Genomic DNA, 25,959 nt, shown 5'->3' with positions numbered 1-25,959 from the left:
AGGCCCTCAACTCATCCCTTGAAACGCGGGAAGGCCGAACGACCGGCGTAGACGGCCGCCTCGTCCAGGTCGTCCTCGATGCGCAGCAGCTGGTTGTACTTCGCCACCCGGTCCGTGCGCGCGGGGGCGCCGGACTTGATCTGGCCACAGCCGAGCGCGACGGCCAGGTCCGCGATGGTCACGTCCTCGGTCTCACCCGAGCGGTGCGACATCATGGTGCGGTAGCCGTTGCGGTGCGCGAGGTCCACCGCGTCGATGGTCTCCGTCAGGGAGCCGATCTGGTTGACCTTCACCAGCAACGCGTTGGCGGTGTCGGTGTCGATGCCCCTCTGGATGCGGGTGACGTTGGTGACGAACAGGTCGTCGCCCACGATCTGCACCTTGCTCCCGAGGCGATCGGTCATGGCCTTCCAGCCGTCCCAGTCCTCCTCGTTGAGCGGGTCCTCGATGGAGACCAGCGGGTAGGCGTCGACGAGCTCGGCGTAGTAGTCCACCATCTCGTCGGCCGTCTTGGTGGCACCCTCGAACGCGTAGCCGCCGTCCTTGTAGAACTCGGACGCCGCGACGTCGAGCGCGAGCGCCACGTCGACGCCGGGCTCGTAGCCGGCCTTCTTGATGGCCTCGACGATCAGGTCCAGGGCGGCGCGGTTGGACTCGAGGTTGGGAGCGAACCCGCCCTCGTCACCGAGCCCGGTGTTGAGGCCCTTCTCCTTGAGGACGGCCTTGAGGGCGTGGTAGACGCTGGCGCCCATCTCGACGGCCTGAGCGAAGCTCTCGGCGCCGATGGGCGCGATCATGAACTCCTGGATGTCGACGTTGGAATCGGCGTGGGATCCACCGTTGAGGATGTTCATCATCGGCACGGGCAGGATGTGGGCGTTGGGGCCACCGACGTACTTGTACAGCGGCAGGCCGGCCTCCTCGGCGGCGGCGTGTGCCACTGCCAGCGACACGCCCAGGATGGCGTTGGCGCCCAGCTTGGACTTGTTCTCCGTGCCGTCGAGCTCGATCATGGCCAAGTCGACGATGCGCTGCTCGGAGGCGTCGAGACCGAGGATCTCCTCGCCGATGACCTCGGTGACGTTCTGGACGGCCGTCAGCACGCCCTTGCCGCCGAAGCGGCCCTTGTCACCGTCGCGGAGCTCAGCGGCCTCGAAGGCGCCGGTTGAGGCACCGGAGGGGACAGCGGCGCGGCCGCTGGCACCAGAGTCAAGCTCGACCTCGACCTCGATGGTCGGGTTTCCTCGAGAATCGAGGATCTCGCGTGCCTGGATGAATTCGATGGATGCCATGTGCTCCCTTTCAAAGAGGTTTCTCTTATCTGTCCAGCCTAGCTAGCCACGAGGTGGAAAGCAGCGGCGGGACGGCTTAACTTTCCGCGCTCCGGACGCGGCTCTCGAGCTCCCGGAGCGCGTGCCTGGCGGCCGCGTCGGCGTCGATGCCGTGCGCCTGTGCGCGCGCCACCAGCGCGAGGATGCCGCGACCCACCGTGGCCTCGTCCACCGGCTCGTCCGGGAGGTCGACGGCGACGCCGTGTGACCGGCTGCGGGAGATCACCTTGTGGGCGCGCCCCAGGACGCTGAGCGACTCGGCGATCCCCTCCAGCGCCGAGGACCTTCCCTTCTCTGCCCGCTTGCGCTCCTCCCACGACTGCCACATGTCCTGCGGCACGTCCTCGTCGGCGAACACGTGGGGATGGCGCCGCACGAGCTTGTCCGCGATGCCGCGCGCCACATCCTCGATCGTGAACCGGTTCTCGTCCTCGGCGATGCGGGCGTGGAAGTACACCTGGAGCAGGAGGTCACCGAGCTCCTCCTGCAGCTCGACGTCGTCCCCGGTCTCCACGGCGTCCACCACCTCGCACGCCTCTTCGATGAGGTGGTTGAGGAGGGAGCGGTGGGTCTGCTCGGCGTCCCACGGGCACCGCACCCGCAGCTCTGCCATGACCTGGCGCAGCCGTTCGAGCTCCGAGGTCATGGCCGTGGCGTCGGGGGTCAGGAGGGAACCGACATCGAGCCGGTGCCGGTGACGCCTGCGCCCGCAGGATCCCACTGGCCGTAGCGCGGGTTGAGGTTTACCTCGACCGCCTCGAACTGCTGCTGCAGCGCCGCGATATCGGCACTTTCGCCGAGCTTGGTGACCAGCAGCTGCAGCTTGGCGCTGTTGGCCGCGACCCTCGCGCACTCGTCGTTGCCCAGCGCCGGGCTCTCAGCGGCGTTCTCGCGCAACACCGCCAGCGCCTCCTCGTCGGTGACCGTCACGTCCGCGTCCGTCGCGATCCGGTCCGCGATGGCGCCGAGGATTTCCGACATCAGGAGCGCGCTGCGCTCAACCTGGTCACTGCCGATGCCTACGGATTCGCAGCCGGCGACGTCACGGTCCAGCTGGGCCTCGGTGATGCGCACGTCGCCCACCTGGGCGGCGGTGCTCGGCATGGGGCTGCAGCCTGCGAACAGGGCCGCGGCGGCGACCAGCGGAACAAGGCGCATCAGCTTCATGGGTGTCCTCTCGAGAACCTTCGGTGGGGCCGCGGCGGGCGCCGCCGTCAGCCTAGCGCATGGCTTCAGGCGAACAATTGCGCCAGCAGCGTGGTGGCCCAGGCCAGGTGATCGTCCTCCGGTTTGGGCACCAGAACCTGGTCTGCGGACGCCTTGACGCTGGCGCCCGGGTACAGCCGCTGGAGCCTCATCTGCTTCGATTCCGGCAGATGCAGCGGGGACAAACGCACCATCTTGCCCTGGGGAACGATCTCCTGGATCCCGTGCGAGCGGGCCAGCATCCGCAGCCGGGACACGCCCAGGAGCGCGTCGACGGGGGGCGGCAGCTCGCCGTAGCGGTCCGTGAGCTCGGCGCGGACTGCGTCGACATCGGACTCGGTGCGGATCTCGGCGATCTCCTTGTAGCTCTCCAGCCGCAGCCGCTCCGAGGAGATGTAGTCCTCCGGGATGTGCGCGTCGATCGGCAGTTCGATGCGCATCTGCGGCTCGGGCTCCGTGTCCTCGCCGCGGTAGTTCGCCACGGCCTCACCCACCATGCGCAGGTACATGTCGAACCCGACGCCCTCGATATGGCCTGACTGGTCCTCCCCCAGGAGATTGCCCGCCCCGCGAAGCTCCAGGTCCCGCATGGCGATGGCCATGCCGGCGCCGAGGTCCGTGTTGGCGGCCATGGTGGCGAGGCGCTCGTGCGAGGCCTCGCTCAGTGGCCGGTCCGCCGGGTAGAGGAAGTATGCGTAGCCGCGTTCACGGGAACGGCCCACCCGGCCCCTGAGCTGATGAAGTTGGGAGAGCCCGAGCGTGTCCGCGCGGTCGATGATCAGGGTGTTGGCGGACTGGATGTTGAGGCCGGCCTCGATGATGGTGGTCGACACCAGCACGTCCGCCCGGCGCTCCCAGAAGTCCAGCATGACCTGTTCGAGGCGCGTCTCGCTCATCTGCCCGTGCGCGGTGACCACCCTTGCCTCGGGGACGAGTTCGCGCAGGTGCGCGGCCGTCTTCTCGATGGTGCCCACCCTGTTGTGCACGAAGAACACCTGGCCCTCCCTGGCCAGTTCGCGGCGGATGGCGGCCTTCACCTGGGCGTCGTCGTGCGGACCCGCGAAGGTCAGCACCGGGTGCCGCTCCTCCGGCGGTGTGGCGATCACGCTCATCTCGCGGATGCCGGTGATCGCCGTCTCCAGGGTGCGCGGGATGGGGGTGGCGGACATGGACAGCACATCGACGTTGACGCGCATGGCCTTCAGCCGCTCCTTGTGCTCCACGCCGAACCGCTGCTCCTCGTCGATGATCACCAGCCCGAGGTCCTTGAACTGGATCTCCTTGCTGAGCAGCCGGTGGGTGCCGATCACCACGTCGATCCGGCCCGTGGCCAGGCCGTCGACCACCTTCTTGGACTGCGCATCGGTCTGGAACCGCGACAGTTGAGCCAGGTGCACGGGGAAGCCCGCGAAACGCGACGCGAAGGTCTGGTAGTGCTGCGTGACGAGCAGGGTGGTGGGCACCAGGACAGCCACCTGCTTGCCTTCCTGCACCGCCTTGAAGGCGGCGCGCACCGCGATCTCCGTCTTGCCGTAGCCCACGTCCCCACAGATCAGGCGGTCCATGGGCACGACCTTCTCCATGTCCGCCTTCACGTCGGTGATGGCGGAGAGCTGGTCCGGGGTCTCCACGAAACTGAAGGCGTCCTCCAGCTCGCGCTGCCAGACGTTGTCCGGCCCGAAGGCGTGGCCCTTGGTGGCCTGCCGGGCCGCGTAGAGCTTGATGAGCTCGGCGGAGATCTCGCGGACGGCCTTGCGGGCCTTGGCCTTGCGCTTGGTCCAGTCCCCGCCGCCCATCTTGTCCAGCGTGGGCGATTCGGATCCAACGTAGCGGCTGAGCTGATCCAGCTGGTCCATCGGCACATACAGCCGGTCCCCCGGATGTCCCCGCTTGCTGGGGGCGTACTCGACGACCAGGTAGTCCCGCGCGGCGCCCTGCACCGTGCGCTGCACCAGCTCGACGAAGCGGCCCACGCCGTGCTGCTCGTGCACCACCGGGTCACCGGCCTTGAGCTCGAGCGGCTGGATGGCGGCCTTGCGACGGGCGGGCAGCTTGCGCTCGGCCCGGTCCAGGACCGTCTGGCCGGTCAGCTCCGCCGCGGTGATCACCTCCACCCTGGCCTCATCCGCGCGCCATCCCTGGCGCAGGGAGGACAGCACCACCGAGACGCGGGCGGGCGTCGGCGGCTCCGCAAGGTCGTCGAGGGCGGCGGCGATGCCGGCCTCCTCGAGCACCTCGATCATGCGAGCGGCCAGCCCGCGGCCCTCGACGCACAGAACCACGCCCCACCCGTCGGCCAGTTTCGCGGCGATGTGCCGGGTGGCCACCTCCGTGTCGCCGCGGAAGGACTCCGTGGTGGTCACGCGGACGGTGCGCGAATGCACGGAATCCGCGTCCATCGCGTGGGGTTGGTCGTCCGCGGCGAACGGCGACAGCGACCACCACCCGTGCCCGATGGACAGGGCGTGCTGGCGCACATCCGAGAGGCTCCAGTAGGCGGAGGCCCCGAGATCCACCGGCGACTTCCCGCCCCCGGCCGCGGCGGCCCAGCTGGCCTCGAGGAACTCCTGGCTCGTCTGCACCAGCTCAGTGGCGCGCGCCCGGATCAGTTCCGGTGATGCGGCCAGCACCAGCGACCCCGCCGGCAGAACGTCGACCAGGAGCTCCAGCCCGTCCACCAGCACGGGCGTGAGCGCCTCCATGCCCTCGACGGCCTGCCCCTCGGCCATGCGGCCGAGCATGTCGCCGAGTTCGGGGTGCTGAGCCGCGAGCCGCTTGGCGCGGTTGCGCACCGCAGTCGTGAGGAGAAGCTCGCGGCAGGGCGGCGCGATGACGACGTCCGCCGTCTCCCCCGTCGAGCGTTGATCCGCGACCGTGAAGGAGCGGATCTCGTCCACCTCGTCACCGAAGAAGTCGATGCGCACCGGGTGCTCCGCCGTGGGCGGGAAGATGTCCACGATGCCGCCACGCACGGCGAACTCCCCGCGCCGCTCCACCAGGTCCACACGGTTGTAGGCGGCACCGGACAGGTCCGCGAGCAGGGTGGAGAGCGGGTATTCCTCGCCGACGACGATGCGCACGGGAGCCATGTCCGCCAGCCCTCTGACCTGCGGCTGCAGGACGGAGCGGATGGGCGCCACGACGACGCGGGGCGGGGGCTGCTCCCCCTTCCCGGCGAGGCGGCGCAGGACGGCCAGGCGGCGGCCGACGGTGTCCGCGCGCGGGGAGAGCCGCTCGTGCGGGAGCGTCTCCCACGCAGGGTAGTAGGCCACCTGGTCCTCGCCGAGCAGGCTGCCGAGCTCGGTGGTGACCTGCTCCGCCTCCCGGTAGGTGGAGGTGACCAGCAGGACGGTGCGTCCGGACTCCTCGGCGAGGGAGGCGGCCAGCAGCGGGAAGAAGGGCGGCACCGCCGTCACGTCCAGCGTGGTGACGCCGGAGCGCCGCGAATCCGCGAGGGTCGCGGCGAGGGCGGGATCGCGCTCGAGGGCGCGCAGCAGTCCGGGGAACTTCACAGCGACCATCCTTCCACGGCTCTCCGACAGGACGCGCTCGTCAGGAGTTGAAGCGGTTCTGCGTGGCCACGAGGCCCTCGCGGACGAGCAGTTCGACGGCGTCCGCCGCCACCGCTGCGTCCACTCGCAGCCCCTCCAGATCCGAGGGCTTCATCTTCGCCAGCACCCAGGCCGCGGCGTCCTGCCTGCCTGGCGGCCGCCCGATGCCCACGCGGACGCGGTGGAAGTCACCGGTGCCGAGGTGGGCGCGGATGGACTTGAGCCCGTTGTGGCCGTTGTCCCCGCCGCCCATCTTCACGCGCAGCCGGCCGGCATCCAGGTCCAGCTCGTCGTGGACGGCGATGACGTGCGAGGGCTTGATCTTGTGGAACGCCGCGACGGACTTCACCGCGGAACCGGAGTCGTTCATGAAGGTGGTGGGTTTGGCCAGCACCAGCTTGATGGGCTCCGGACCCGGGAGGGTCACCGTGGCCAGCTCCGCCCGCTGGCGCGAGTTCACGGAAAACGACGAACCGTAGCGGTCCGCAAGGTCCGCTACGGCCCAGTACCCGACGTTGTGCCGGGTGGCCTCGTACGTCGGGCCCGGGTTCCCGAGCCCGACGACGAGGAAGGTGGAATCGGTCACTCGGCCGCGGGGACGCCCTCGGACGCACCCTCGGCGACGTCGGTCTCACCGAGGTCCGCGACCGGGGCCTGGCCGACGCTGACCACCACGACATCGCCCTCGACGCCCGCGATGACGCCCTCGGGAAGCGTGATGTCCGCGACGGTGAGGTGCGAGCCGATGGTGAGGCCCTCGATGGAGACCTCGAGCTCGTTGGGGATGTCGGTGGCGGGCGCGAGGACCGTGAGGTTGTTGAGCTCGTGGTTGACCAGCGCGCCGCGCTCCGCCTCACCGGTGAAGACCAGCGGGACCTCGACGGTGACCTTCTCGCCGGCCGTGACCAGTACCAGATCGATGTGGTCGATGGAGTGCAGGATGGCGTGGCGCTGAATCTGCTTCGGCAGCGCGAGGAAGGGCTTGGGCTCGCCCTCGACGGTGATCTGGAGCAGCACGTTGGGCTGACGGAGCGCGAGGAAGGTCTCCCGGGCGGGGAGGGCCAGGTGCACGGGATCCATACCGTGGCCGTAGAGCACGGCGGGGGTGGCACCGGCGCGACGGAGACGGCGCGAGGCGCCCTTGCCGAACTCGGTGCGGGTGGTGGCGGTCAGATCGACGTCGGCCATGGGTGAACTCCTCAAGCTCTTTGGATATCTACGCGTGCGGGCGCCGAGCGAGGAAGGAGGCTAGTCGATCACGGACCCTGGGGGTCCCTCGCCAGGCAGCCCCGTAAGCTTACCCCCCGGGTGTGGGGGCGTGCGAATCGGCCTAGAGAACGACCTGGTTCGGACGCGGCTGATCGAAGTTCCGTTGCCCGCGGTACATCTCCACGGACTCGCGCAGCGCCGTGAGGAAGTAGGGCGGGAACTCCATCCCCTTCTCGTTGGCCCACAGCAGCTTGGCCTCGAGCCGCCCGATCTCACGCGCGTAGATCTCGATCTCCGCGTCGATGCCCAGCTCGGCCATCACTCCCCCGAACTCCTTCTGGTAGTACGTCACGTAGTCCACGCCCACCATGGTGAAGGAGTTCGCGCGCAGCAGCCGCGCCACCTGTACCTGCCAGGGCCTGAGCACCCCGTCCTGCACCATCTTCTCAGCGCTCAGCCGGTAGAAGGCGAAGTGGCCGGGCTCCTGCTGCTTGATGGGGTGGATGATCGTCTCCGCGATGGCCGTCTCCCCCATGCGGGTGAGCTCCTTGATCAGCGAGGAGTACGCCAGGACCGCCTGCCGCTCGGTCGACGCGCCGGTGAGGTAGTAGAGCATCCGTGAGATGTCGTGGACGGGCTCCCAGTGCGCGAGCGCGCCGAGGAGCTTCATGCGCAGCGGGATGGTCATGAACGGCTCCTGCGGCTCCATGCCGAGGTCGCCCTGGAGCTGGTCCAGCAGGTAGCCGTGCGCCATCTCCTGGTCGTACCAGACGTCCTGGTAGAAGATCCGGTCCACCTCGCTCACATCGGGCAGGATGGTGAGCAGCTCGAGGACGTTGCGGTCCACCTCCAGTTCGACGCGCGCGAGATAGTCGATGACGTGCGCGAACCGCCGGCGCACCGCCTCGGGATTGTGGACGGTTCGGTCGGCCGAGCCCAGCTGGATCGGCGGATGCCTGTCCCCCAGCTCCAGGACGAAGCTCTTCAGCGAGGCGTCAGTGATCAGTGCGGCCATGGCGCTCCTCCTAGTCACCTCCAAGCATGGCCGATTCCCACCACCCGGTCATGACCCAGTCCACCACCCGGCCGACCACGGATCAGTGCATGGGCGCCGCCGTCGACGACCGCTCGATCAGCTCCGGCCTGATCACGTGGCGGGTCGGTGGCCGGGTGGGGTCGGCCAGCTCGTCGAGCAGGATCCGGGCCCCGACGGCGCCCATCTCGTCGCCGTGCTGCGAGACGGTGGTGAGCGTGACCGGGCCGCCCCACGCGTTGCTGTTGGCGTCGCAGCCCATCACGAGAACATCCTCTGGCACACGCACTCCGCCGGCGGCCAAGACCTGGATGACGGCCATCCCGGTGAGGTCGGCCACACAGATGATTCCGTCTGGGCGCTCCCCCGGGGGCAGGTCGACGAGCCGTCGTCCGGCGACGATGCCGCCGGCGACCTGGAGGTCGGTGGTGTGGATGTCGATCACCTGAACACCGGCGGCCTCCGCGACGGCGCGTCGCACGCCCCGGCGCCGTTCGTCGGCCGGTTGCAGAGACTCCGGGACGCCGACGAACGCGAGCCGGCGGCAGCCGCGCTGCATCAGATGGGTGGCCGCGAGGTACCCGACGTGCTCGTTGTCCACCAGCACCGTGGACCAGGTGGCGCCCGGGGTGTCGTGGTTGAGCACCACCACACGACGGCCGTGGGAGGCCAGGCGACCCACGTCGCCGTCGGGGTCGAACTGCGGCGCCAGGAGCACGCCGGCCACGCGCGTCTCGTCGAAGTAGTCGAGGTGCTCGCGCTGCTGCCGCGGATCGGTGTCCGAATCCGTGATCACCAACTGATGGCCGCGCTCCCGGATGGCCGCCTGGGCCCCTCGGGCGATGTCCACGAAGAGGCTATTGCCGAGGTCGAACACATTGAGCCCGATGGCGTGCGAGCCCGCCCCCACGAGGGAACGCGCGTTGAGGTTGCGCACGAAACCGAGGCGGTCGATGGCTGCCTGCACTCGTGCGACGGTCTCCGGTCGGCACCCCTCAGGCCGGTTGAGCACGTTGGACACCGTGCCGAGGGACACGCCCGCCTCACGGGCGACGTCGTTCATGCTGGGCAGCCTGCCGCCGGCGCGCGGGTTCATACAGAGCAATGTAGGGCCCCGGGGTGAAACGCTCCAGTTGTGATCGCGCGCATCCCCGACGGGCCCTTGACGAATTCCCCATCTCGGTCCACCATGATGGTGAAACGTTTCATACGGAAGCGTGCGTCTCAACGTCGAGGAAACCTGCATGACCACCACCACGCGGCTCAGAGTCGAAAACCGTCCCATCTCACCCGTCGTCCTTGGCCTGGGCGACCCAGCCCCTCGCCTGTCCTGGCAGGTGACCGACGCCCCGGACGGATGGGTCCAGTCCGGCTACGCCATCGAGATCGACCGCAACGGCGCGGCGACCGTGCACGAGGAGGCCTCGGCCGAGCAGCTGTTCGTCGCCTGGCCCCAGGCGCCCCTCGCCTCCCGCGAGCGCGCCGTCGTGCGTGTCCGCGCCCGTGGCAACGACGGCGAGTGGGCGGCATGGAGTGAACCCGTCGCGATCGAGGCCGGCCTCCTCGAGGCGGAAGACTGGCGGGCCCGCTTCATCTCCCCCGCCACGCTCGGCGGCATCCTCACCCCGGCGCCGCTGCTCACCACCGCGTGGACCCTTCCCGCCGACGTGGTCAGCGCCCGCCTCCACGTCACCGCGCACGGCCTCTACCAGATGACCATCAACGGCCGGCGGGTAGCCGACGAGTACCTCGCCCCCGGCTGGACCACCTACAGCCACCGGCTCCGCTACCAGACCCACGACGTCACGGACCTGCTTCAGGAGGGCGCCAACGACGTCTCCGCCCTGCTCGGCAACGGCTGGTACCGCGGCCGCCTCACCTGGGGCAACCGTCGCGCCATCTACGGCGACCGGCTGGCACTCCTGGCCCAACTCGAGGTTCTCACCGCCGACGGCACGCGGCTCGTCCTCGGCACCGACGACACCTGGCGCGCCCACACCTGGCGCGTGCTGGCCGACGACATCTACGACGGCTGCACCACCGACCTGCGGATCACCGAGCCCCGGGGCGACGACGCCGTCGAAGTGATCGACGCCGACCTCGGCCTGCTGGTGGCCCCCGACGGCCCGCCCGTTCGTGTCACCCAGGTGGTGCCCGCCCAGAAGACGTGGCGCTCCCCGTCCGGCGCTCTGCTGATCGACTTCGGCCAGAACGTCGTCGGGTGGGTCCGCCTCACCGTGCGCGCCGAGTCCGGCCGCCAGGTGGTGGTGACCCAGGCCGAGGTGCTGGAGCACGACGAACTCGGCATCCGTCCGCTGCGCACCGCCAAGGCCACCGACACCTACCACCTCGCGGGCACCGGCGACGGGGTCCTGGAGCCCACCTTCACCTTCCACGGCTTCCGTTACGCCCGCGTCGACGGCGTCGACGAGGCCGAGATCGTCTCGGCCGAGGCCGTGGTCATCCACAGCGACATGGAGCGCACGGGCTGGTTCAACTCCTCCCACGACATGCTCAACCGGCTGCACGAGAACGTGGTGTGGGGCATGCGTGGAAACTTCGTCGACGTGCCCACCGACTGCCCGCAGCGCGACGAGCGCCTGGGCTGGACCGGTGACATCCAGGTGTTCACGCCCACGGCCGAGTTCCTCTACGACGCCACCAGCTTCCTGCGCTCGTGGCTGCGCGACCTCGAGGCCGACCAGTTCGACGACGGCGGCGTGCCCATCGTGGTGCCCAACGTCCTCGGCGGCATGGTGGCCACCGCCTGGGGCGACGCCGCGGCGATCGTGCCCACCGTGCTGCACGAACGCACCGGCGACGACGCGGTCCTGGCCCGCCAGCTGCCCAGCATGCGCCGGTGGGTGGAGTTCCTCGACAAGGCGGCAGGCGACGACGGCGTGTGGTCCGGCGGGTTCCAGTTCGGCGACTGGCTCGACCCGACGGCCCCCCCGGAGGAACCCGCCCGCGCCAAGGCCGACCCCGACGTGGTGGCCACCGCCCACGTGTACCGCAGCGCCGACTTCACGGCCCGCGCCGCCGCCATCGTCGGCGACGCAGAAACCGAGGCCTACGCCCGCTCCGTCGCTGATCGCGCACTCGCCGGCTTCCGCCGCGAGTTCGTCACCCCCGGCGGCCGCATCCTCAGCGACGCGCAGACCGTCTACGCCATGGCCCTGGTGTTCGACCTCCTGGAGAACGACGGACAGCGCGCTGCGGCAGCCTCCCGACTGGCCGATCTGGTGCGCATCTCCGGCTTCCGGATCTCCACCGGTTTCGTCGGCACGCCCCTGGTCACCGATGCGCTGGCCGACCACGGCCACGTCGAGACCGCCTACCGGCTGCTGCTGCAGACCGGCTGCCCGTCCTGGCTGTACCCGGTGACCATGGGTGCCACCACCATCTGGGAGCGCTGGGACTCGATGCTGCCCGACGGGACCATCAACCCCGGCGAGATGACATCCTTCAACCACTACGCCCTCGGCGCGGTGGCCGACTGGCTGCACCGCACCGTCGCCGGTCTCGCCCCCGCCGCACCCGGCTACCGGCGGATCCGCATAGCGCCGCGCCCCGGCGGCGGCCTGACGCACGCCTCCGCCCGCCACCTGTCGCCGTTCGGCGAGATCGCGGTGGGCTGGCAGCGGGACGGCGACGACGTGGTGGTCTCCGCCACGATCCCCCCGGGCGTGACCGCGGACGTGGACCTGCCCGGCGCCCCCGTCGAGGCGGGATCCGGCACCCACGAGTGGCGCGTCAGCCTGCCCGAGCCGGCCTACGGTCCGCCCTCGACAGTGCGCGAACTCATGGACGATCCCACGCGATGGGACCGCTTCGTGGAGGGCACCATCGCGGCGCCCCTGAGGGGCATGGTGCACTTCACCGACGAGGCCTCGGTAGCCGACCGGATGGCCGCGCACCTCGAGGACCCCGTGGAGGTCCTGGTGGACGCGTTCACCCTCGGCGGCAGCGACGGCGGCCGCGACGAGATCATGGCCGTGGTGCGCGAGAGCCAGGCCTGAGCAACCGGTCACGCCCGGCGCCCCGTCGCGGCGGGCGTGACCAAACTGAGATCTGGAACCCCTTGACAGGGCGACCAGCGACATTTTAACCTTTCAACATGCAGGTGAAACGTTTCATCTGATTGAGTCCAACGGAGGGCACTACATGAATCTCAAGAAGACCGGAATCGCCAGCATGGCGATCGTCGCGGCCGCCGCGCTGGCCGCCTGCACCCCCGGATCGCTCGGCTCCACCGACGATCCCACCGCCTCCGGTAGCGGCGCACCCGCCGCCGAGGCCGTCGAGATCACCCTGCTGGTCGACAACTCGGAGGCTTCCCTCAACACGGCCAACGCCATCGCCGACGGCTTCAATGCGGCCCAGGCAGAAGTGGTTGTGGAGGTCGAGTCGCGACCAGGGGGCGCCGACGGCGACAACATGATCAAGACCCGTCTCGCCACCGACGAGATGAGCGACGTCTTCTGGTACAACTCCGGTTCGCTGCTCCAGGCCCTGGATCCGACGACGACCCTGGTCGACCTGTCAGGCGAGGCCTTGATGGACCGCGTCGACGACGCGTTCAAGCCCGCCGTGAGCAGCGGCGAGGCGATGTTCGGCGTCCCGGTGGGCCAGGCCATGGGCGGCGGCATCCTCTACAACAAGGCCGTCTACGCCGATCTCGGACTCGAGGTGCCCACCACGTGGGACGAGTTCATGGCCAACAACGAGAAGATCAAGGCCGCAGGCATCGACCCGGTCATCCAGAGCTACGGTGACACCTGGACCTCCCAGCTGTTCGTCCTCGCGGACTTCCACAACGTCACCGCCGAGCAGCCCGACTGGGCCGAGAAGTACACCGCCAACCAGGCCAAGTACGTCGACGAGCCCGCCATCAAGGGCTTCCAGCGGCTCGAGGACGTCTACAAGGCCGGCTACATGAACGAGGACTTCGCCACAGCCAAGCTGGATCAGGCACTCAACCAACTCGTCAGCGGCGAAGGCGCCCACTACCCCATGCTGTCCTTCGTCATCAACACCTACGTGGGCCTCTCCGAGGACGCTGCTGAGAACATCGGCTTCTTCGCCCAGCCGGGCGACGACGCCGCATCCAACGGCCTGACCGCCTGGACGCCCGCCGGCCTCTACATCCCGAAGACCACCGAGGGCGACAAGCTCGAGGCGGCCAAGAAGTTCGTCGACTGGGTAGCCACCCCCGAGGCCTGCGACGCGCAGACCGCCGCCGTGACCCCCACCGGCCCGTACCTCGTCAAGGGCTGCGAACTTCCCGATGATCTGCCCGCCGCCGTCGGCGACCTGCAGGTCTATTTCGACGAGGGCAAGGCCAGCCCCGCGCTGGAGTTCCTCTCGCCCGTGAAGGGCCCGAACCTCGAGAAGATCACGGTCGAGGTCGGCTCCGGCATCCGCTCCGCCGCCGACGGCGCCAAGCTGTACGACCAGGACGTCGAGAAGCAGGCCCAGCAGCTGGGCCTCGAGGGCTGGTGATCCACCCCGGCCGCTAGGCCGGACACACACCCGCGGAGGGTGGGGTTGTTCGCTCCTCCCCACCCTCCCTCCTGTTCCCCACGACACTGAAACCAGCGGCACCGCAGCCGCCCACGACGACGTGATCTTCAGCCATCAAGGAGCCTCCGTGACCGCCACCCACTCCCCACCGCGCGCGGCAGCCGGGTCGCAGCCGGCCGCCAAGCCGCGCATCTCCCCCGTGCACATCGACAAGAGCTACCCGCTGTGGTTCTTCCTGCCGGGCGGCATCGTGTTCATCGCCCTTTTCATCGTCCCCACCGTGTTGTCCTTCTACTTCGCGTTCACGCGATGGACGCTGTTCAAGTCCACGTTCGTAGGTTTCGACAACTTCGTCACCTTCTTCAGCGAGCCCGGCCTCGTCGGGGCGCTGGTCAACACCCTCATCTACGCGTTCGTCACCTCCGGCACGAAGGTGGTGCTGGGCATGCTGCTGGCCGTCGTCCTGGTCCAGCACATCTGGGCCCGCGGCTACCTGCGCTCGGTCACCTTCTTCCCGGTGCTCGTCTCGGCCGTGGGTGTGGGCCTCACGTTCCAGGTGCTGCTGAACCCCACGTCGGGCGTGGTCAACGCAGCACTGGGCGTGGTCGGCATCGAGGGGCCGCGCTGGCTGGTCGACCCCAACATCGCACTGCTCACCGTGGCCGCCATCGACGTCTGGAAGGGCATCGGCCTGGCCACACTGATCTACATCGCGGGCCTGGTGGCCATCCCCCAGGAGTACTACGAGGCCGCCAAGGTGGACGGCGCCAGCGCGTGGGACATCTTCCGCAGCATCATGCTGCCGCTCTCGTTCCCCGCCACGTCGACGGTGATCATCCTGTCGCTGATCGGCGGCCTTCGCTCCTTCGACCTGATCTGGACCACCACCCAGGGAGGTCCCGGCTTCGCCTCGGACGTCATCGCCTCGGTGATCTACAAGCAGTACCAGGCGGGCTTCTACGGCCTCTCCACCGCGGGCAACGTCATCCTCTTCATCGTCGTGACCGCGATCATCTACCCACTCTCGCGGTGGCTCAACTCCAAGGAGGTGGCCCAGTGACCAGGATGCGGCCCATCGGCTACATCGTCGGGATCATCGGGATCGCGCTGACCAGCGTGATCTTCCTGCTGCCCTTCGCCTTCATCCTGCTCACGGCCATGAAGCCCAAGGCCGAGGCGAACCTGCTCCAGTTCTCCTGGCCCACCGAGATCGTGCTGTGGCAGAACATCGTCGACGTGATCCAGACCCGCGACTTCATGCTGATCATCGCGTTCATCAACTCGACCATCCTCACCGTGGCAAGCGTCACGCTCATGGTGATCTTCGGCGCGATGATCGCCTACGTGCTCCAGCGCCGCAAGAACTGGATCAATCCATGGATCAACGGTCTCGTGCTGGCCGGCCTGATCATCCCGCCGGCCGTCGTGCCCACCATCTGGGTGATGCAGACTCTCGGGATCTTCAAGACCCTGCCCGGCCTGATCCTCATCGAGGTGGCCTTCGGCCTGTCGTTCACCGTCCTCATGATGCGGGCGTTCATCGCAGGCATTCCCAAGGAGATCGATGAGGCGGCGATCGTCGACGGCGCCGGCCCGATGCGGCTGTTCTTCCAGGTGGTCCTACCGCTGCTGCGGGGAGTTGTCGTCACGGTCGTGGTGGTGCAATCGGTGTTCGTGTTCAACGACTTCCAGAACCCGCTCTACTTCCTCCCAGGCGACAGGAACGCCACCGTGCAGCTGACCCTGTTCAACTTCCAGAGCCAGTTCAACACCTCGTACAACCTTCTCTTCACCAACATCCTTCTCATCACCATCCCGCCGCTGATCATGTACATCTTCTTCCAGCGCCAGATCGTCGCCGGCATGACGTCGGGCGCGGTGAAGGGATGACGACGTGCCCCCCGGGGTACGGCGCGTAGAGTATGCGCCGACCCCTGATCCCGATCGGAGCCCGGTGAACCCCCATCCGCGCCTGAGCATGCGTGACGTCGCTGACATGGCGCGAGTCTCGATCGGCACCGTGTCCAACGTCGTCAACAACCCCGAGCGCGTGCTGCCGGCGACCCGGGAGCGCGTCCAGGAGGCCATCGCGGCACTGGGCTGGGCACCCAACCAGCAGGCACAGGCGCTGCGCGCCGGCAAGAGCCGGATCGTCGGCCTGGGCGTCATGGACGTGGCCAACCCGTTCTTCGCCGACGTCCTGCGCGGCGCCCAGGCGCGGCTCGAGGAAGCCGGCTTCGCCGCCACCATCGGCGATTCCGACAACCGCCCGGAGCGCGAGGCATCGGTGCTGCGCTCCTTCCGTGACCAGCGGGTCCGGGGCGTCATCCTCGGCCCCATCGGCGCCACGCCGCCGGAGGTCGACGCCCTTCTGCATGCCCGCATCCCCACGGTGCTGGTTGATCGGGCGCACGGCGGCACCGGCTGCACCGTCGGTGTGGACGACGTGGCCGGCGGGCGGATCGCGGCCGAACACCTGATCGCCGAGGGGCACGTCGCCCTCGCCTTCGTCGGTGGACCCTCGACGCTTGCGCAGGTGCGCGACCGTCGCGACGGCGCCGAGCGGGCGGCCAAGGAGGCTGGAGCGAGCCTGCTGGCCATCTCCGTGCCCTCCTTGAGCTTCGCGTCCGGGCGGTCCGCCGCGGAGCATCTGGCGGTCCTGCCCGTCAGCGAACGGCCCACCGGCATCTTCTGCGCCAACGACATGATCGCCATCGGCCTTCTTCAGGGTCTGGTGGCTGCCCGGATCCGGGTGCCGCACGACGTGGCCATCGTCGGCTACGACGACATCGATTTCGCCGCGGCCGCCACGGTGCCCCTGTCCTCGGTGGCCCAGCCGAGGCGGGAGCTCGGCGCCGCGGCGGCGGACCTGCTGCTGGAGGAGATCGCGGACCAGGACGCCGGACGCACGCATGAGCACCGCACCATCACCTACACGCCGACGCTGATTCCCCGGGCGTCGAGCGTCCTGTGATCCGCGGATCACAACCCGGTCATTGACCGGCCCCACCCACTGTTGTATCGTTTCAATCAATCGCCTGAAACGATTAAATTGCGCGAGGAGGCGCTCCATGATCAGCAACACCATCAGCAAGCAACTCGAGGCCCAGGTCATCGAGGTCCCGTCGTGGGCCTATGGCAACTCGGGCACCCGCTTCCGCGTGTTCGGGACGCCCGGCACCCCCCGGACCATCCAGGAGAAGCTGGCCGACGCCGCCCAGGTGAACCTGTACACGGGCCTGTCACCGAAGGTCGCGCTGCACTACCCATGGGACAAGGTCGACGACTGGTCCGCGCTCAAGGCCTACGCGGCTGATCTGGGCGTCGAACTCGGCACCGTCAACTCCAACACCTTCCAGGACGAGGCCTACAAGTTCGGCAGCCTCGCCCACAACGACGAATCAGTCCGCCAGATGGCGATCGACCATCACCTCGAGTGCCTGGAGATCATGAACGAGATCGGCTCCACCGACCTCAAGATCTGGCTCGCCGACGGCACCAACTACCCGGGCCAGGGTGACATCCGCCGTCGTCAGGACTGGCTGGCGGACTCGCTGGCCAAGATCTACAGCCAGCTCGGGGCCGAGCAGCGGCTCGTGCTGGAGTACAAGTTCTTCGAGCCGGCCTTCTACCACATGGACGTGCCGGACTGGGGCACCTCGTACGCCCACGTCAACGCGCTCGGAGATCAGGCCCTGGTCTGCCTGGACACCGGCCACCACGCCCCCGGCACCAACATCGAGTTCATCGTCGCCCAGCTGCTGCGTCTCGGGAAGCTCGGCTCGTTCGACTTCAACTCCCGCTTCTACGCCGACGACGACCTCGTCGTGGGCGCGGCGGACCCGTTCCAGCTGTTCCGCATCCTGTGGGAGGTGCGCCGCGGCGACGGTTTCGACCCGGCCAACGGCGTCGCGTTCATGCTGGATCAGTGCCACAACATCGAGGACAAGATCCCCGGCCAGATCCGCTCCGTGCTCAACGTCCAGGAGATGACCGCCCGCGTACTGCTCGTCGACGCCGACGCGCTGCAGGCGGCTCAGGACTCCAACGACGTCCTCGGAGCCAACGCCATCATGATGGACGCCTTCTACACCGACGTTCGCCCGATGCTGGCCGAGTGGCGCGAGGCCCGCGGGCTCGCGGCAGACCCGATGAAGGCGTTCGCGGACTCCGGCTACCTGGCGAAGATCGCTGAGGAGCGCGTGGGCGGGGCGCAGGCGGGCTGGGACGCCTGATGCCGCAGCAGTCCGTCATCGCCGTCGACCTCGGCGCGACGAGCGGCCGGGTGGTGCTGGCCACGCTCACGGAGGGGCGGTTCAGCCTCGACGAGGTGCACCGCTTCTCCACCGCCGCCCACCAGAGCGACGACGGGCTCCGGCTCGACGTCGTGGCCCTGTTCGACGAGATCCAGGCCGGCATCGGCCGCGCGATGGAGGCCGCCCCCCACGGCGTGGCCGCGCTCGGCATCGACTGCTGGGCCGTCGACTACGGCCTCCTCGGCGATGACGGACTGCTCGAACTCCCCTTCAACTACCGCGATCCCCGCACCGAGCGCGGCCGCACGCTCGTGCGGGCCCGGATCGGGGAGGCGGAGCTGTACTCGCGCGTCGGGCTGCAGGACGTGCCGTTCAACACGGTCAACCAGCTGGCCGACGACCTCGCCGCCGGCCGGCTGGAGCGCGCCACACGCTTCCTTCTCCTCCCGGACCTGCTCGCCTACTGGCTCACCGGCAAGGAAGTGGCGGAGCGCACCAACGCGTCGACCACCGCACTGCTGGATCCCCGCACCGGCCAGTGGGACTGGGACCTGATCGACCGCCTCGGCTTCCCGCGTCGCATCTTCGCCGACGTCGTGGAGCCCGGCACGGTGGTGGGCGAGATCGTCACCGGCCCGGCCGCCGGCGTGCCGCTCGTGGCGGTGGGCTCGCACGACACCGCCTCCGCCGTCGTCGGCGCTCCGCTGGGGGCCGACGACGTGTTCATCTCGTCGGGCACCTGGTCGCTGGTCGGCATGGAGCTCGACGCGCCGATCCTCACGGAGGAGTCGCGGCAGGCGAATCTCACCAACGAGGGCGGCGTGGACGGCACCGTGCGTTACCTCAAGAACGTCATGGGGCTGTGGATCCTGTCCGAGGCGGTGCGCCACTGGGCGGCCGAGGGCCGCGAGCTGCCCGTTCCCGACCTCGTGGAGGCCGCCCGCGCGGTCACCGACGCCCCGCACTTCGACGCCACCCACCCCAGCCTGCTCCCACCCGGGGACATGGTCGGCCGCGTCAAGGCACTGGCCGGCGGCGACGAGCGGCTCGACGACCCGGCCGTGTTCACCCGCGCGCTCATCGAGTCACTCGCCGACGCCTACGCCGATGTGATCGGCGAGCTGTCGTCGATCACCGCGCGCACGCCCGGGCGCGTCGTCGTGGTGGGGGGCGGCAGCCTCAACCGCCTGCTGTGCCAGCGGACCGCGGACCGCACCGGGCTGCCGGTCTCGGCCGGCCCCGTCGAGGCCACCGCGCTCGGCAACTGCCTGGTGGCCGCCCGCGCCGTCGGCCTCCTCGACGGCACCCTCTCCGACCTCAGAAAGACAGTGATGGCCTCCTCCACCGTGACCCGGTACCTCCCCCGCCCCGAGAAGGAACTCGCCGAGATCACGTCGCTGTCCAACGAGTTCGGCGCCAATCCCGGCTTCGTCCGCGCGGGTGGCGGCAACTCGTCGGCCAAGGCCGACGGTGTGTTGTGGATCAAGCCCAGCGGCGTCTCCCTGGCCGGCATCACCGCCGAGGACCTGGTGCCACTGGACCTGCAGGTGCTGCTCGACTCCCTCGACGCCCCGGACCCGGACCCCGCCCTGGGTGACCCGGTCAACCACATCGCCGGGCTCGCCCGCCTCGACGACGGCCCCCGGCGCCCGTCGGTGGAGATCCTGTTCCACGCGCTGATCCCGGACACCTACGTGTTCCACACGCACCCGCTGCTCATCAACGCCGTCACCTGCAACGCCGACGGCGAGCGGCTCACCACCGAACTGTTCGGCAACGACGTGCTGTGGGTGGCCTACGTCGATCCCGGCCTCCCGCTGGCCCGCGAGATCGCGGCACGCCGCGACGAGTTCTCCGCCCGCACCGGCCTGCCCGCCCCCAAGGCCACGTTCCTCATGAACCACGGCCTCATCGTCGCCGGCGACAACCCGGGCGAGGTGCGCGCCGAGAGCTACCGGATCCTCGCCAGGATCGAGGAGGCGGTGGCTTCGGCCTCTGCCGACGAGCCGGCCGCGCGGTCCACTGCGGACCTGGACGCCGTCGCCGAGGCGTTCCGCACCGCGCTGGACGCGGTGGCCGTGGCCACCGACGACGGCGACATCGCGCGCACCTTCCCGGCAACCGAGGCCGGCGCGCAATTCCTTGTCGAGGGTCCGCTGATCCCGGACCAGATCGTCTACGCCGGCTCGTTCCCGCTCGTCGCGGGAGGCGCCGACGCAGTACCTGCCGCGCTCGCCGCGTTCCGCGAGGCTCGGGGCGTGGACCCCGTGATCGCGGTGGTCCCGGGCGCGGGCGTGGTCGCGGTGGGAGACTCCGAGAAGTCCGCCACAACCGCGCTGCAGGTCTACGTCGACGCCCTGACCGTCGGCCGCGCGGCGACGGCGCTGGGCCGGGTCCGGGCACTCAACGAGCAGGAGCGTCGTTTCATCGAGACCTGGGAGGCCGAGGCCTACCGCCAGCAGGTTGCCAAGGCCTGATCCGGCTTCAGCCGACGGCCGGAGCCTCCGTCGGGGGGCGGCGTTGATGGCAGGTTCACACCATCGGCCCATGGTTGCCTAGACTCCGGGCATGATGGGTCGCCGCACCGTCGCCCTGCTGGGCCCCGCGTTCGTCGCGGCGATGGCCTACGTCGACCCCGGAAACGTGGCGGCCAACCTCACCGCAGGGGCCACCTTCGGCTACCTGTTGGTGTGGTCGTTGGTGCTGGCGTGCCTGATGGCCATGCTGGTGCAGTACCTCTCCGCAAAGCTGGGCGTGGTGACCGGCGAGAGCCTCAGCGGCCTGGTCCGGTCCGCCCTGCTGAGGCGTCGCGGCGGGCCGGTGTGGCGCGCGCTGTACGCGGCCCAGGCGCTCACCGTCGCCATCGCCACGGACGTGGCCGAGGTCGTGGGCGGCGCCATCGCGCTCAACCTGCTCTTCGGGCTGCCGCTCCCCGCCGGGGCCGTGATCGTCGGCCTGGTGTCCATCCTGGTGCTGCAATGGCTTCGGTCCCGCGGAGAGGTCTTCTTCGAGGCGCTGCTCGCCGGAGTCCTCGCGATCATCGCGATCGGCTTCCTGTCCAGCCTGTTGTGGCTGCCACCGGATCCGATCCAGGTGGTGGGCGGTCTCGTCCCGAGGTTCGACGGCGCCGAGTCGCTGCAGCTTGTCGCCGCGATGCTCGGCGCCACGGTGATGCCGCACGCCGTGTACCTGCACTCAGAGTTGGCTCGGACCCGCCACTCGGGATCCGAGGAGACGGTGCCGCGGCTGTTGCGCGTGCAGCGGGTGGACGTGGCGGTGGCGCTCACGGTCGCGGCCTTCGTCAACGTGTCGATGCTGCTCTTCGCCGCCGCCGCCCTGCGGGGCGCGACGGTCGACTCCATCGAGGCCGCACACGGCGAGGTCGCGGCGCTCGTGGGCCCCGTCGCCGCGACAGTCTTCGCCATCGGACTCCTGTTCTCCGGCGTGGGCTCGGCCATCGTCGGCACCGATGCCGGCGCGGGCATGGTCCGCGACCTCGTTTCGCCCCGGATCACTCCGACGGTGCGCCGGTTGATCACGCTGGTGCCCGCCGTCGCCATCCTGCTGGCCGGCCTGCCGCCCACGCAGGCGCTCGTGCAGTCCCAGCTGATCCTGAGCTTCGGCATCGGGTTCGCGGTGGTGCCCCTGGTGGCGCTGACGGCCAGCCGACGCACCATGGGCGAGTACCGCAACCCCGTGTGGCTGACCGCTGTCGCGTGGGCCGTGGTGGCGGCCGTGTTGGCGCTCAACGTCGCCGTGATCGTCACCAGCCTGTAGCCCCTGTACCGCTCAGCGGAAGATGCCCGCCTGGAACGACCCCTCCAGTTCTTCCAGCGAGCGTCCGCTGGTGTTGGGGAGGTACTTCCACAGCAGCACGAAGCAGACGACGCCGACCCCGAAGAAGAGGCCGAAGACGCCCTGGAGCCCCGACACGCTCACGATGATCGGGAAGGCGAACGTGAGGGCCGCGTTCATCAGCCACATGCCCAGGATGGACACGCCCATGCCGAAACCGCGCATGCGCAGGGGGAAGATCTCGGACAGGCACACCCAAACCGGCACGTTGAGGGCCAGCTGCATGAAGAACACGAAGGTGACGCAGAGCGTCAGGATCACCCAGGCCCGCGTGGTGCCCTGCGGCATGGTGGCCGCGGCCACCAGGATGAGTCCGTGGACGAGCGTGGTCGCCGCGAACCCACCGACGATCATGGTGCGCCGCGGGACGCGGTCCACCAGGAGGAAGAGGCACAGCGCCGACCCGACCACGGCGAGCACGCCGTTGGCGATGTTGGCGACGATGGCGGCATCCGAGGAGAAGCCGGCCTCCTTCAGAAGCTCGGTGCCGTAGTACATGATCGAGTTGATGCCGGTCAGCTGCTGGGCGATGGCGAGACCGAGGCCGGTGAGCACGAGCCGCCGGATCCAGGGGGCGCCCATGTCGCGCCACCCGCCGAGCTGGGTGCGGGCCTCGACCCGGGCCAGTCCCTCGACCTCGTCGATCTCGGCGCGGGCCCGATCCGGGGTACGCACCTGCTCGAGGACCTCGAGTGCCTCCGCGTGCCGTCCGCCGGAGATCAGCCAGCGGGGCGACTCCGGCATCTTGAGCATGCCGATGAACAGGGCCACCGCGGGGATCGCGCACATCGCAAGCATGTAGCGCCAGACGCCCTCGTGATCGCCCCACACGTTGGCGATCACGGCGTTGATGACGAAGGCCAGCATCTGCCCCAGCACGATGGCGAGCTCATTGCGGCCGGAGAGGGCACCACGCCTCTCCGTCGGGGCGAGCTCGGCCAGGTAGACGGGCACCGTCACCGAGGCAGCGCCGACGGCGGCGCCCAGGACGAAGCGGGCCGGCAGCAGCACGGCCAGGCCGGGGGCGAACACGCAGCCGAGGGTTCCGATGAAGAACACGACGGCGACCATGGTCAGCGTCCTCTTGCGGCCCAGCCGGTCGTTCATGCGGCCGCCGATGAGGGCGCCGATGGCCGCGCCGACGAGCAGGGTCGCGGTGACCAGGCCCTCGGTGAAGCTCGTGAGCCCCAGCTCGATCTTCATGGGCTCCAACGCGCCGTTGATCACGCCTGTGTCGTAGCCGAACAGGAGGCCGCCGAAGGTGGCCACGATCGCGATGTTGTCCAGCCGGCGCTGGTGCGCGCCCGGCCGGAGGGGCGGCAGCGCCACCTGGTTCTGTGCGTCCCGAATCGTTGTCATGTGCGCCTCCCTGTCCGTCAGTGCTCGACGATGAGTCTTCATTCCGGGCCGGCTGGCACCTGGGCCCGTGCACACACTCTAAATCATGTACTTACAAAAGACCCGCCGACCCCCACTAAGAGTCCTAGTGGAGATCGGCGGAGTCAGAATTGTCTGGACGAAGGTTAGGACACTCCCCCGAACAACGACGTCACGGAGCCATCGAGGAAGACAGCGGCGATCGCCTTGGCGATCAATGGCGCGATGGACAGGACGGTCAGGTTGTTGATCGGCTGCTCCGTGCGGATGGGCAGCGTGTTGGTGACGATGATCTCGGAGACGTTGGCCGCGTTGAGGCGCTCGACTGCGGGCCCGGAGAAGATGCCGTGCGTGGCCGCGGTGATCACCTTGGAGGCGCCGCGGTCGTGCAGCGCCTGCGCCGCCTGAGCGATGGTGCCCGCGGTGTCGATCATGTCGTCGACCAGGATGCACACCTTGCCCGCGACGTCGCCCACCACTTCATGCACGGCCACGGTGTTGGCCTTGTCGTGGTCGCGCCGCTTGTGGACGATGGCCAGCGGGGTGCCGAGCACGTCGGTCCACATGTCGGCCAGCCGCACCCGGCCGGCATCGGGCGACACCACGCACATGTTGCCCACGTCGTAGTTCTTCTTGACGTATTCCGAGAGGACGGGGAGGCCCCACAGGTGGTCGACGGGACCGTCGAAGAAGCCCTGGATCTGGGCCGCGTGAAGATCCACCGACATGATCCGGTTTGCGCCCGCCGCCTTGTACAGGTCCGCGACCAGCCTGGCCGAGATGGGCTCGCGGCCGAGGTGCTTCTTGTCCTGGCGCGCGTACGGGTAGAAGGGCGCCACCACCGTGATCCGCTTGGCAGAGGCCCGCTTGAGCGCGTCGACCATGATGAGCTGCTCCATCAGCCACTCGTTGACCGGGGCGGTGTGGGACTGGATGACGAACGCGTCGCAGCCGCGAACGGACTCCTCGAAGCGCACGTAGATCTCGGAGTTGGCGTAGGTGAGCGCACGCGTGGGCACGATCGGCTCGTCCATGATGGCGGCCACCTCCTGCGCCAGCTCGGGGAAGGCGCGCCCGCTGAAGAGCATGAGGTGCTTGTTGTTCTTGGCGATCTGCGACACGTCGATCAGGCCTTCTTCTTCTCGCGGGATTCCAGGACAGCGGGGTGGACGCTGCCGTCGTGCTCGGCGGCTGCGGCCGCCGCCTTCGACTCGGGTCGACGCTCGGTCATCCAGCCGTCGATGTTGCGCTGCCGGCCCCGCGCCAGGGCGAGGCTCCCCGCCGGGACATCATCGGTGATCGTCGACCCGGCACCCACGAGGGCCCCGGGACCGATGTCGACCGGCGCCACGAGAACCGTGTTCGAGCCGACGAACGCCCGCGTGCCCACATGCGTCGTGGACTTGTTGACGCCGTCGTAGTTGGCGAAGATCGTGCCCGCGCCGATGTTGACGCCCTCGTCGATGATCGCGTCCCCGGCGTAGGTGAGGTGGGGCACCTTGGCACCGTCGCCGATCACCGCGTTCTTGGTCTCGACGAACGTGCCGATCTTGCCGCCCTTACCCAGCTCCGTGCCGGGCCTCAGATAGGCGAACGGGCCGACGGTGGCGTTCTCACCGATCACCGCGAATGAGCCGTGCGTGCGGATCACCTCGGCGCCAGGGCCGACCTCCACGTCCATGAGCGTGGTGTCCGGGCCGATGATGGCACCCTCCCCCACCGTCGTGGCGCCCTGGAGGATGACGCCGGGCATGAGGAGCACGTCGCGAGCGAGGTCCACGTCCACGTCGATCCAGGTGCTCGACGGGTCCACCATGGTGACGCCGGCCAGCATCCAGGCGTCCCGGATGCGGCGGTTCATCTCCAGGTTGATCCGGGCCAGCTGCACCCGGTCGTTGACGCCCTCGGTCTGCCACACATCGTCGATCAGATGCGCGCCCACGCGCTGGGCGCGCTGGTGGGCGAAGGTGAGCACGTCGGTGAGGTACTGCTCGCCCTGTGCGTTGTCCGTGGTCAGGGAGGCCAGTCCCTCGCGGAGAGTGGCGGCGTCGAAGACGTAGATACCGGAGTTGATCTCGTCGATGGCGCGCTGCTCGTCGCTGGCGTCCTTGTGCTCGACGATCCCGGTCACGGCGTCGCCGTCGCGAATGATGCGGCCGTAGCCGGTGGGGTCCTCGACGCGCGCCGTCAGCACGGTGACCGAGTGGTGGTGGGCGCGGTGCACGGCCACCAGCTGGCGGAGGGTGTCTCCGGTGAGCATGGGCACGTCGGCGTAGGTGACCACCACGTCGCCCTCGAACTCGCCGAGGTCAGCCAGTCCGCACGCGACGGCGTGGCCGGTGCCCAGCTGGTCGTCCTGGACCGCGGTGGTAACAGCCTCGGACAGCTTCTCGAGGTGGTCTGAGACCTGCTCACGGAGGTGACCCACCACGACGACGAGGTGCGCCGGGTTCAGCGCGGCAGCCGCGGAGACGGCGAAGCTGAGCATCGGTTTCCCGGCCACCTCGTGGAGGAGCTTCGACTTGGCCGACTTCATGCGGGTCCCGCCGCCGGCGGCGAGAACGACGACTGCCGCGACGGGCGCTAGGTCGCTGTCAGTGGTGGACACGGGTGTTTCT

General features: G+C 69.2%; 19 protein-coding genes. 8 read left to right on the top strand and 11 right to left on the bottom strand.

What is annotated here, in order from left to right; translation table 11 throughout:
• Window positions 1-11: 11 nt before the first annotated feature.
• The 8 genes from eno to ACZK5N_RS09225 form a co-directional block, all read right to left on the bottom strand.
• Window positions 12-1,292, bottom strand: coding sequence for a phosphopyruvate hydratase (eno, locus tag ACZK5N_RS09260; RefSeq protein ID WP_459018999.1), 1,281 nt, complete (start codon window positions 1,290-1,292; stop codon window positions 12-14).
• 76 nt (window positions 1,293-1,368) lie between these two features.
• Window positions 1,369-1,977, bottom strand: a complete 609-nt coding sequence (locus ACZK5N_RS09255; protein ID WP_459018998.1) for a nucleoside triphosphate pyrophosphohydrolase — start codon at window positions 1,975-1,977, stop codon at window positions 1,369-1,371.
• Between the two features lie 17 nt (window positions 1,978-1,994).
• Window positions 1,995-2,498, bottom strand: coding sequence for a hypothetical protein (locus ACZK5N_RS09250; protein WP_459018997.1), 504 nt, complete (start codon window positions 2,496-2,498; stop codon window positions 1,995-1,997).
• Between the two features lie 65 nt (window positions 2,499-2,563).
• Complete coding sequence (gene mfd / locus ACZK5N_RS09245; RefSeq protein ID WP_459018996.1) at window positions 2,564-6,058, bottom strand: transcription-repair coupling factor; 3,495 nt, start codon at window positions 6,056-6,058, stop codon at window positions 2,564-2,566.
• Window positions 6,059-6,089: 31 nt separating this feature from the next.
• Window positions 6,090-6,674: an aminoacyl-tRNA hydrolase gene (gene pth / locus ACZK5N_RS09240; protein ID WP_459018995.1), complete on the bottom strand. Its 585-nt coding sequence runs from the start codon at window positions 6,672-6,674 to the stop codon at window positions 6,090-6,092.
• On the bottom strand, window positions 6,671-7,276 hold the full coding sequence (locus ACZK5N_RS09235; RefSeq protein WP_459018994.1) for a 50S ribosomal protein L25/general stress protein Ctc: 606 nt from the start codon (window positions 7,274-7,276) through the stop codon (window positions 6,671-6,673). The genes pth and ACZK5N_RS09235 overlap by 4 nt, the downstream gene beginning before the upstream one ends.
• A gap of 142 nt (window positions 7,277-7,418) precedes the next feature.
• Window positions 7,419-8,312: a GTP-binding protein LepA gene (locus ACZK5N_RS09230; protein ID WP_459018993.1), complete on the bottom strand. Its 894-nt coding sequence runs from the start codon at window positions 8,310-8,312 to the stop codon at window positions 7,419-7,421.
• Window positions 8,313-8,394: 82 nt separating this feature from the next.
• On the bottom strand, window positions 8,395-9,393 hold the full coding sequence (locus ACZK5N_RS09225) for a LacI family DNA-binding transcriptional regulator (protein ID WP_463624825.1): 999 nt from the start codon (window positions 9,391-9,393) through the stop codon (window positions 8,395-8,397).
• 181 nt (window positions 9,394-9,574) lie between these two features.
• Here ACZK5N_RS09225 and ACZK5N_RS09220 point away from each other — a divergent pair, with 181 nt between their 5' ends.
• The 8 genes from ACZK5N_RS09220 to ACZK5N_RS09185 all read left to right on the top strand — a co-directional run bounded on the left by ACZK5N_RS09220 (window position 9,575) and on the right by ACZK5N_RS09185 (window position 21,886).
• Complete coding sequence (locus ACZK5N_RS09220) at window positions 9,575-12,349, top strand: family 78 glycoside hydrolase catalytic domain (RefSeq protein WP_463624824.1); 2,775 nt, start codon at window positions 9,575-9,577, stop codon at window positions 12,347-12,349.
• A 145-nt stretch (window positions 12,350-12,494) separates the two neighbouring features.
• The gene (locus tag ACZK5N_RS09215; RefSeq protein WP_463624823.1) at window positions 12,495-13,832 is read left to right on the top strand and encodes an ABC transporter substrate-binding protein; all 1,338 of its coding nucleotides are present in this window, start codon (window positions 12,495-12,497) and stop codon (window positions 13,830-13,832) included.
• Between the two features lie 148 nt (window positions 13,833-13,980).
• Window positions 13,981-14,913, top strand: a complete 933-nt coding sequence (locus ACZK5N_RS09210) for a carbohydrate ABC transporter permease (protein WP_463624822.1) — start codon at window positions 13,981-13,983, stop codon at window positions 14,911-14,913.
• A 5-nt stretch (window positions 14,914-14,918) separates the two neighbouring features.
• Complete coding sequence (locus tag ACZK5N_RS09205) at window positions 14,919-15,743, top strand: carbohydrate ABC transporter permease (protein ID WP_463624828.1); 825 nt, start codon at window positions 14,919-14,921, stop codon at window positions 15,741-15,743.
• Window positions 15,744-15,831: 88 nt separating this feature from the next.
• Window positions 15,832-16,827: a LacI family DNA-binding transcriptional regulator gene (locus ACZK5N_RS09200; protein ID WP_463624821.1), complete on the top strand. Its 996-nt coding sequence runs from the start codon at window positions 15,832-15,834 to the stop codon at window positions 16,825-16,827.
• Between the two features lie 97 nt (window positions 16,828-16,924).
• Complete coding sequence (gene rhaI, locus ACZK5N_RS09195; RefSeq protein ID WP_463624820.1) at window positions 16,925-18,088, top strand: L-rhamnose isomerase; 1,164 nt, start codon at window positions 16,925-16,927, stop codon at window positions 18,086-18,088.
• Window positions 18,088-20,586, top strand: a complete 2,499-nt coding sequence (locus tag ACZK5N_RS09190; RefSeq protein ID WP_463624819.1) for an FGGY-family carbohydrate kinase — start codon at window positions 18,088-18,090, stop codon at window positions 20,584-20,586. The genes rhaI and ACZK5N_RS09190 overlap by 1 nt, the downstream gene beginning before the upstream one ends.
• A gap of 94 nt (window positions 20,587-20,680) precedes the next feature.
• Window positions 20,681-21,886 (top strand): Nramp family divalent metal transporter, encoded by a 1,206-nt coding sequence (locus tag ACZK5N_RS09185; protein WP_527252187.1) that lies wholly within the window; start codon window positions 20,681-20,683, stop codon window positions 21,884-21,886.
• Between the two features lie 12 nt (window positions 21,887-21,898).
• On the opposite strand, the gene ACZK5N_RS09180 is transcribed toward ACZK5N_RS09185, so the two are convergent.
• The 3 genes from ACZK5N_RS09180 to glmU form a co-directional block, all read right to left on the bottom strand.
• Window positions 21,899-23,323 carry a sugar porter family MFS transporter gene (locus ACZK5N_RS09180; protein WP_459018985.1) on the bottom strand — a complete coding sequence of 475 codons (1,425 nt, stop codon included), beginning with the start codon at window positions 23,321-23,323 and terminating at the stop codon, window positions 21,899-21,901.
• 164 nt (window positions 23,324-23,487) lie between these two features.
• Window positions 23,488-24,462, bottom strand: coding sequence for a ribose-phosphate diphosphokinase (locus ACZK5N_RS09175; RefSeq protein WP_459018984.1), 975 nt, complete (start codon window positions 24,460-24,462; stop codon window positions 23,488-23,490).
• A gap of 5 nt (window positions 24,463-24,467) precedes the next feature.
• Window positions 24,468-25,949: a bifunctional UDP-N-acetylglucosamine diphosphorylase/glucosamine-1-phosphate N-acetyltransferase GlmU gene (gene glmU, locus ACZK5N_RS09170; protein ID WP_459018983.1), complete on the bottom strand. Its 1,482-nt coding sequence runs from the start codon at window positions 25,947-25,949 to the stop codon at window positions 24,468-24,470.
• Window positions 25,950-25,959: the final 10 nt, after the last annotated feature.

The sequence above is a fragment of the Tessaracoccus pujii genome (assembly GCF_055326215.1).
Note: the sequence above shows the minus strand (reverse complement) of the source record. Positions and strands in the feature narration are given on the sequence as shown.

Bases quoted from the DNA above. Each gene is read 5' to 3' on its own strand.
- eno (WP_459018999.1), bottom strand. From the start codon at position 1,292: ATGGCATCCATCGAATTCATCCAGGCACGCGAGATCCTCGATTCTCGA.
- ACZK5N_RS09255 (WP_459018998.1), bottom strand. From the start codon at position 1,977: ATGACCTCGGAGCTCGAACGGCTGCGCCAGGTCATGGCAGAGCTGCGG.
- ACZK5N_RS09250 (WP_459018997.1), bottom strand. From the start codon at position 2,498: ATGAAGCTGATGCGCCTTGTTCCGCTGGTCGCCGCCGCGGCCCTGTTC.
- mfd (WP_459018996.1), bottom strand. From the start codon at position 6,058: ATGGTCGCTGTGAAGTTCCCCGGACTGCTGCGCGCCCTCGAGCGCGAT.
- ACZK5N_RS09235 (WP_459018994.1), bottom strand. From the start codon at position 7,276: ATGGCCGACGTCGATCTGACCGCCACCACCCGCACCGAGTTCGGCAAG.
- ACZK5N_RS09230 (WP_459018993.1), bottom strand. From the start codon at position 8,312: ATGGCCGCACTGATCACTGACGCCTCGCTGAAGAGCTTCGTCCTGGAG.
- ACZK5N_RS09225 (WP_463624825.1), bottom strand. From the start codon at position 9,393: ATGAACGACGTCGCCCGTGAGGCGGGCGTGTCCCTCGGCACGGTGTCC.
- ACZK5N_RS09220 (WP_463624824.1), top strand. From the start codon at position 9,575: ATGACCACCACCACGCGGCTCAGAGTCGAAAACCGTCCCATCTCACCC.
- ACZK5N_RS09215 (WP_463624823.1), top strand. From the start codon at position 12,495: ATGAATCTCAAGAAGACCGGAATCGCCAGCATGGCGATCGTCGCGGCC.
- ACZK5N_RS09205 (WP_463624828.1), top strand. From the start codon at position 14,919: ATGCGGCCCATCGGCTACATCGTCGGGATCATCGGGATCGCGCTGACC.
- ACZK5N_RS09200 (WP_463624821.1), top strand. From the start codon at position 15,832: ATGCGTGACGTCGCTGACATGGCGCGAGTCTCGATCGGCACCGTGTCC.
- rhaI (WP_463624820.1), top strand. From the start codon at position 16,925: ATGATCAGCAACACCATCAGCAAGCAACTCGAGGCCCAGGTCATCGAG.
- ACZK5N_RS09190 (WP_463624819.1), top strand. From the start codon at position 18,088: ATGCCGCAGCAGTCCGTCATCGCCGTCGACCTCGGCGCGACGAGCGGC.
- ACZK5N_RS09185 (WP_527252187.1), top strand. From the start codon at position 20,681: ATGGGTCGCCGCACCGTCGCCCTGCTGGGCCCCGCGTTCGTCGCGGCG.
- ACZK5N_RS09180 (WP_459018985.1), bottom strand. From the start codon at position 23,323: ATGACAACGATTCGGGACGCACAGAACCAGGTGGCGCTGCCGCCCCTC.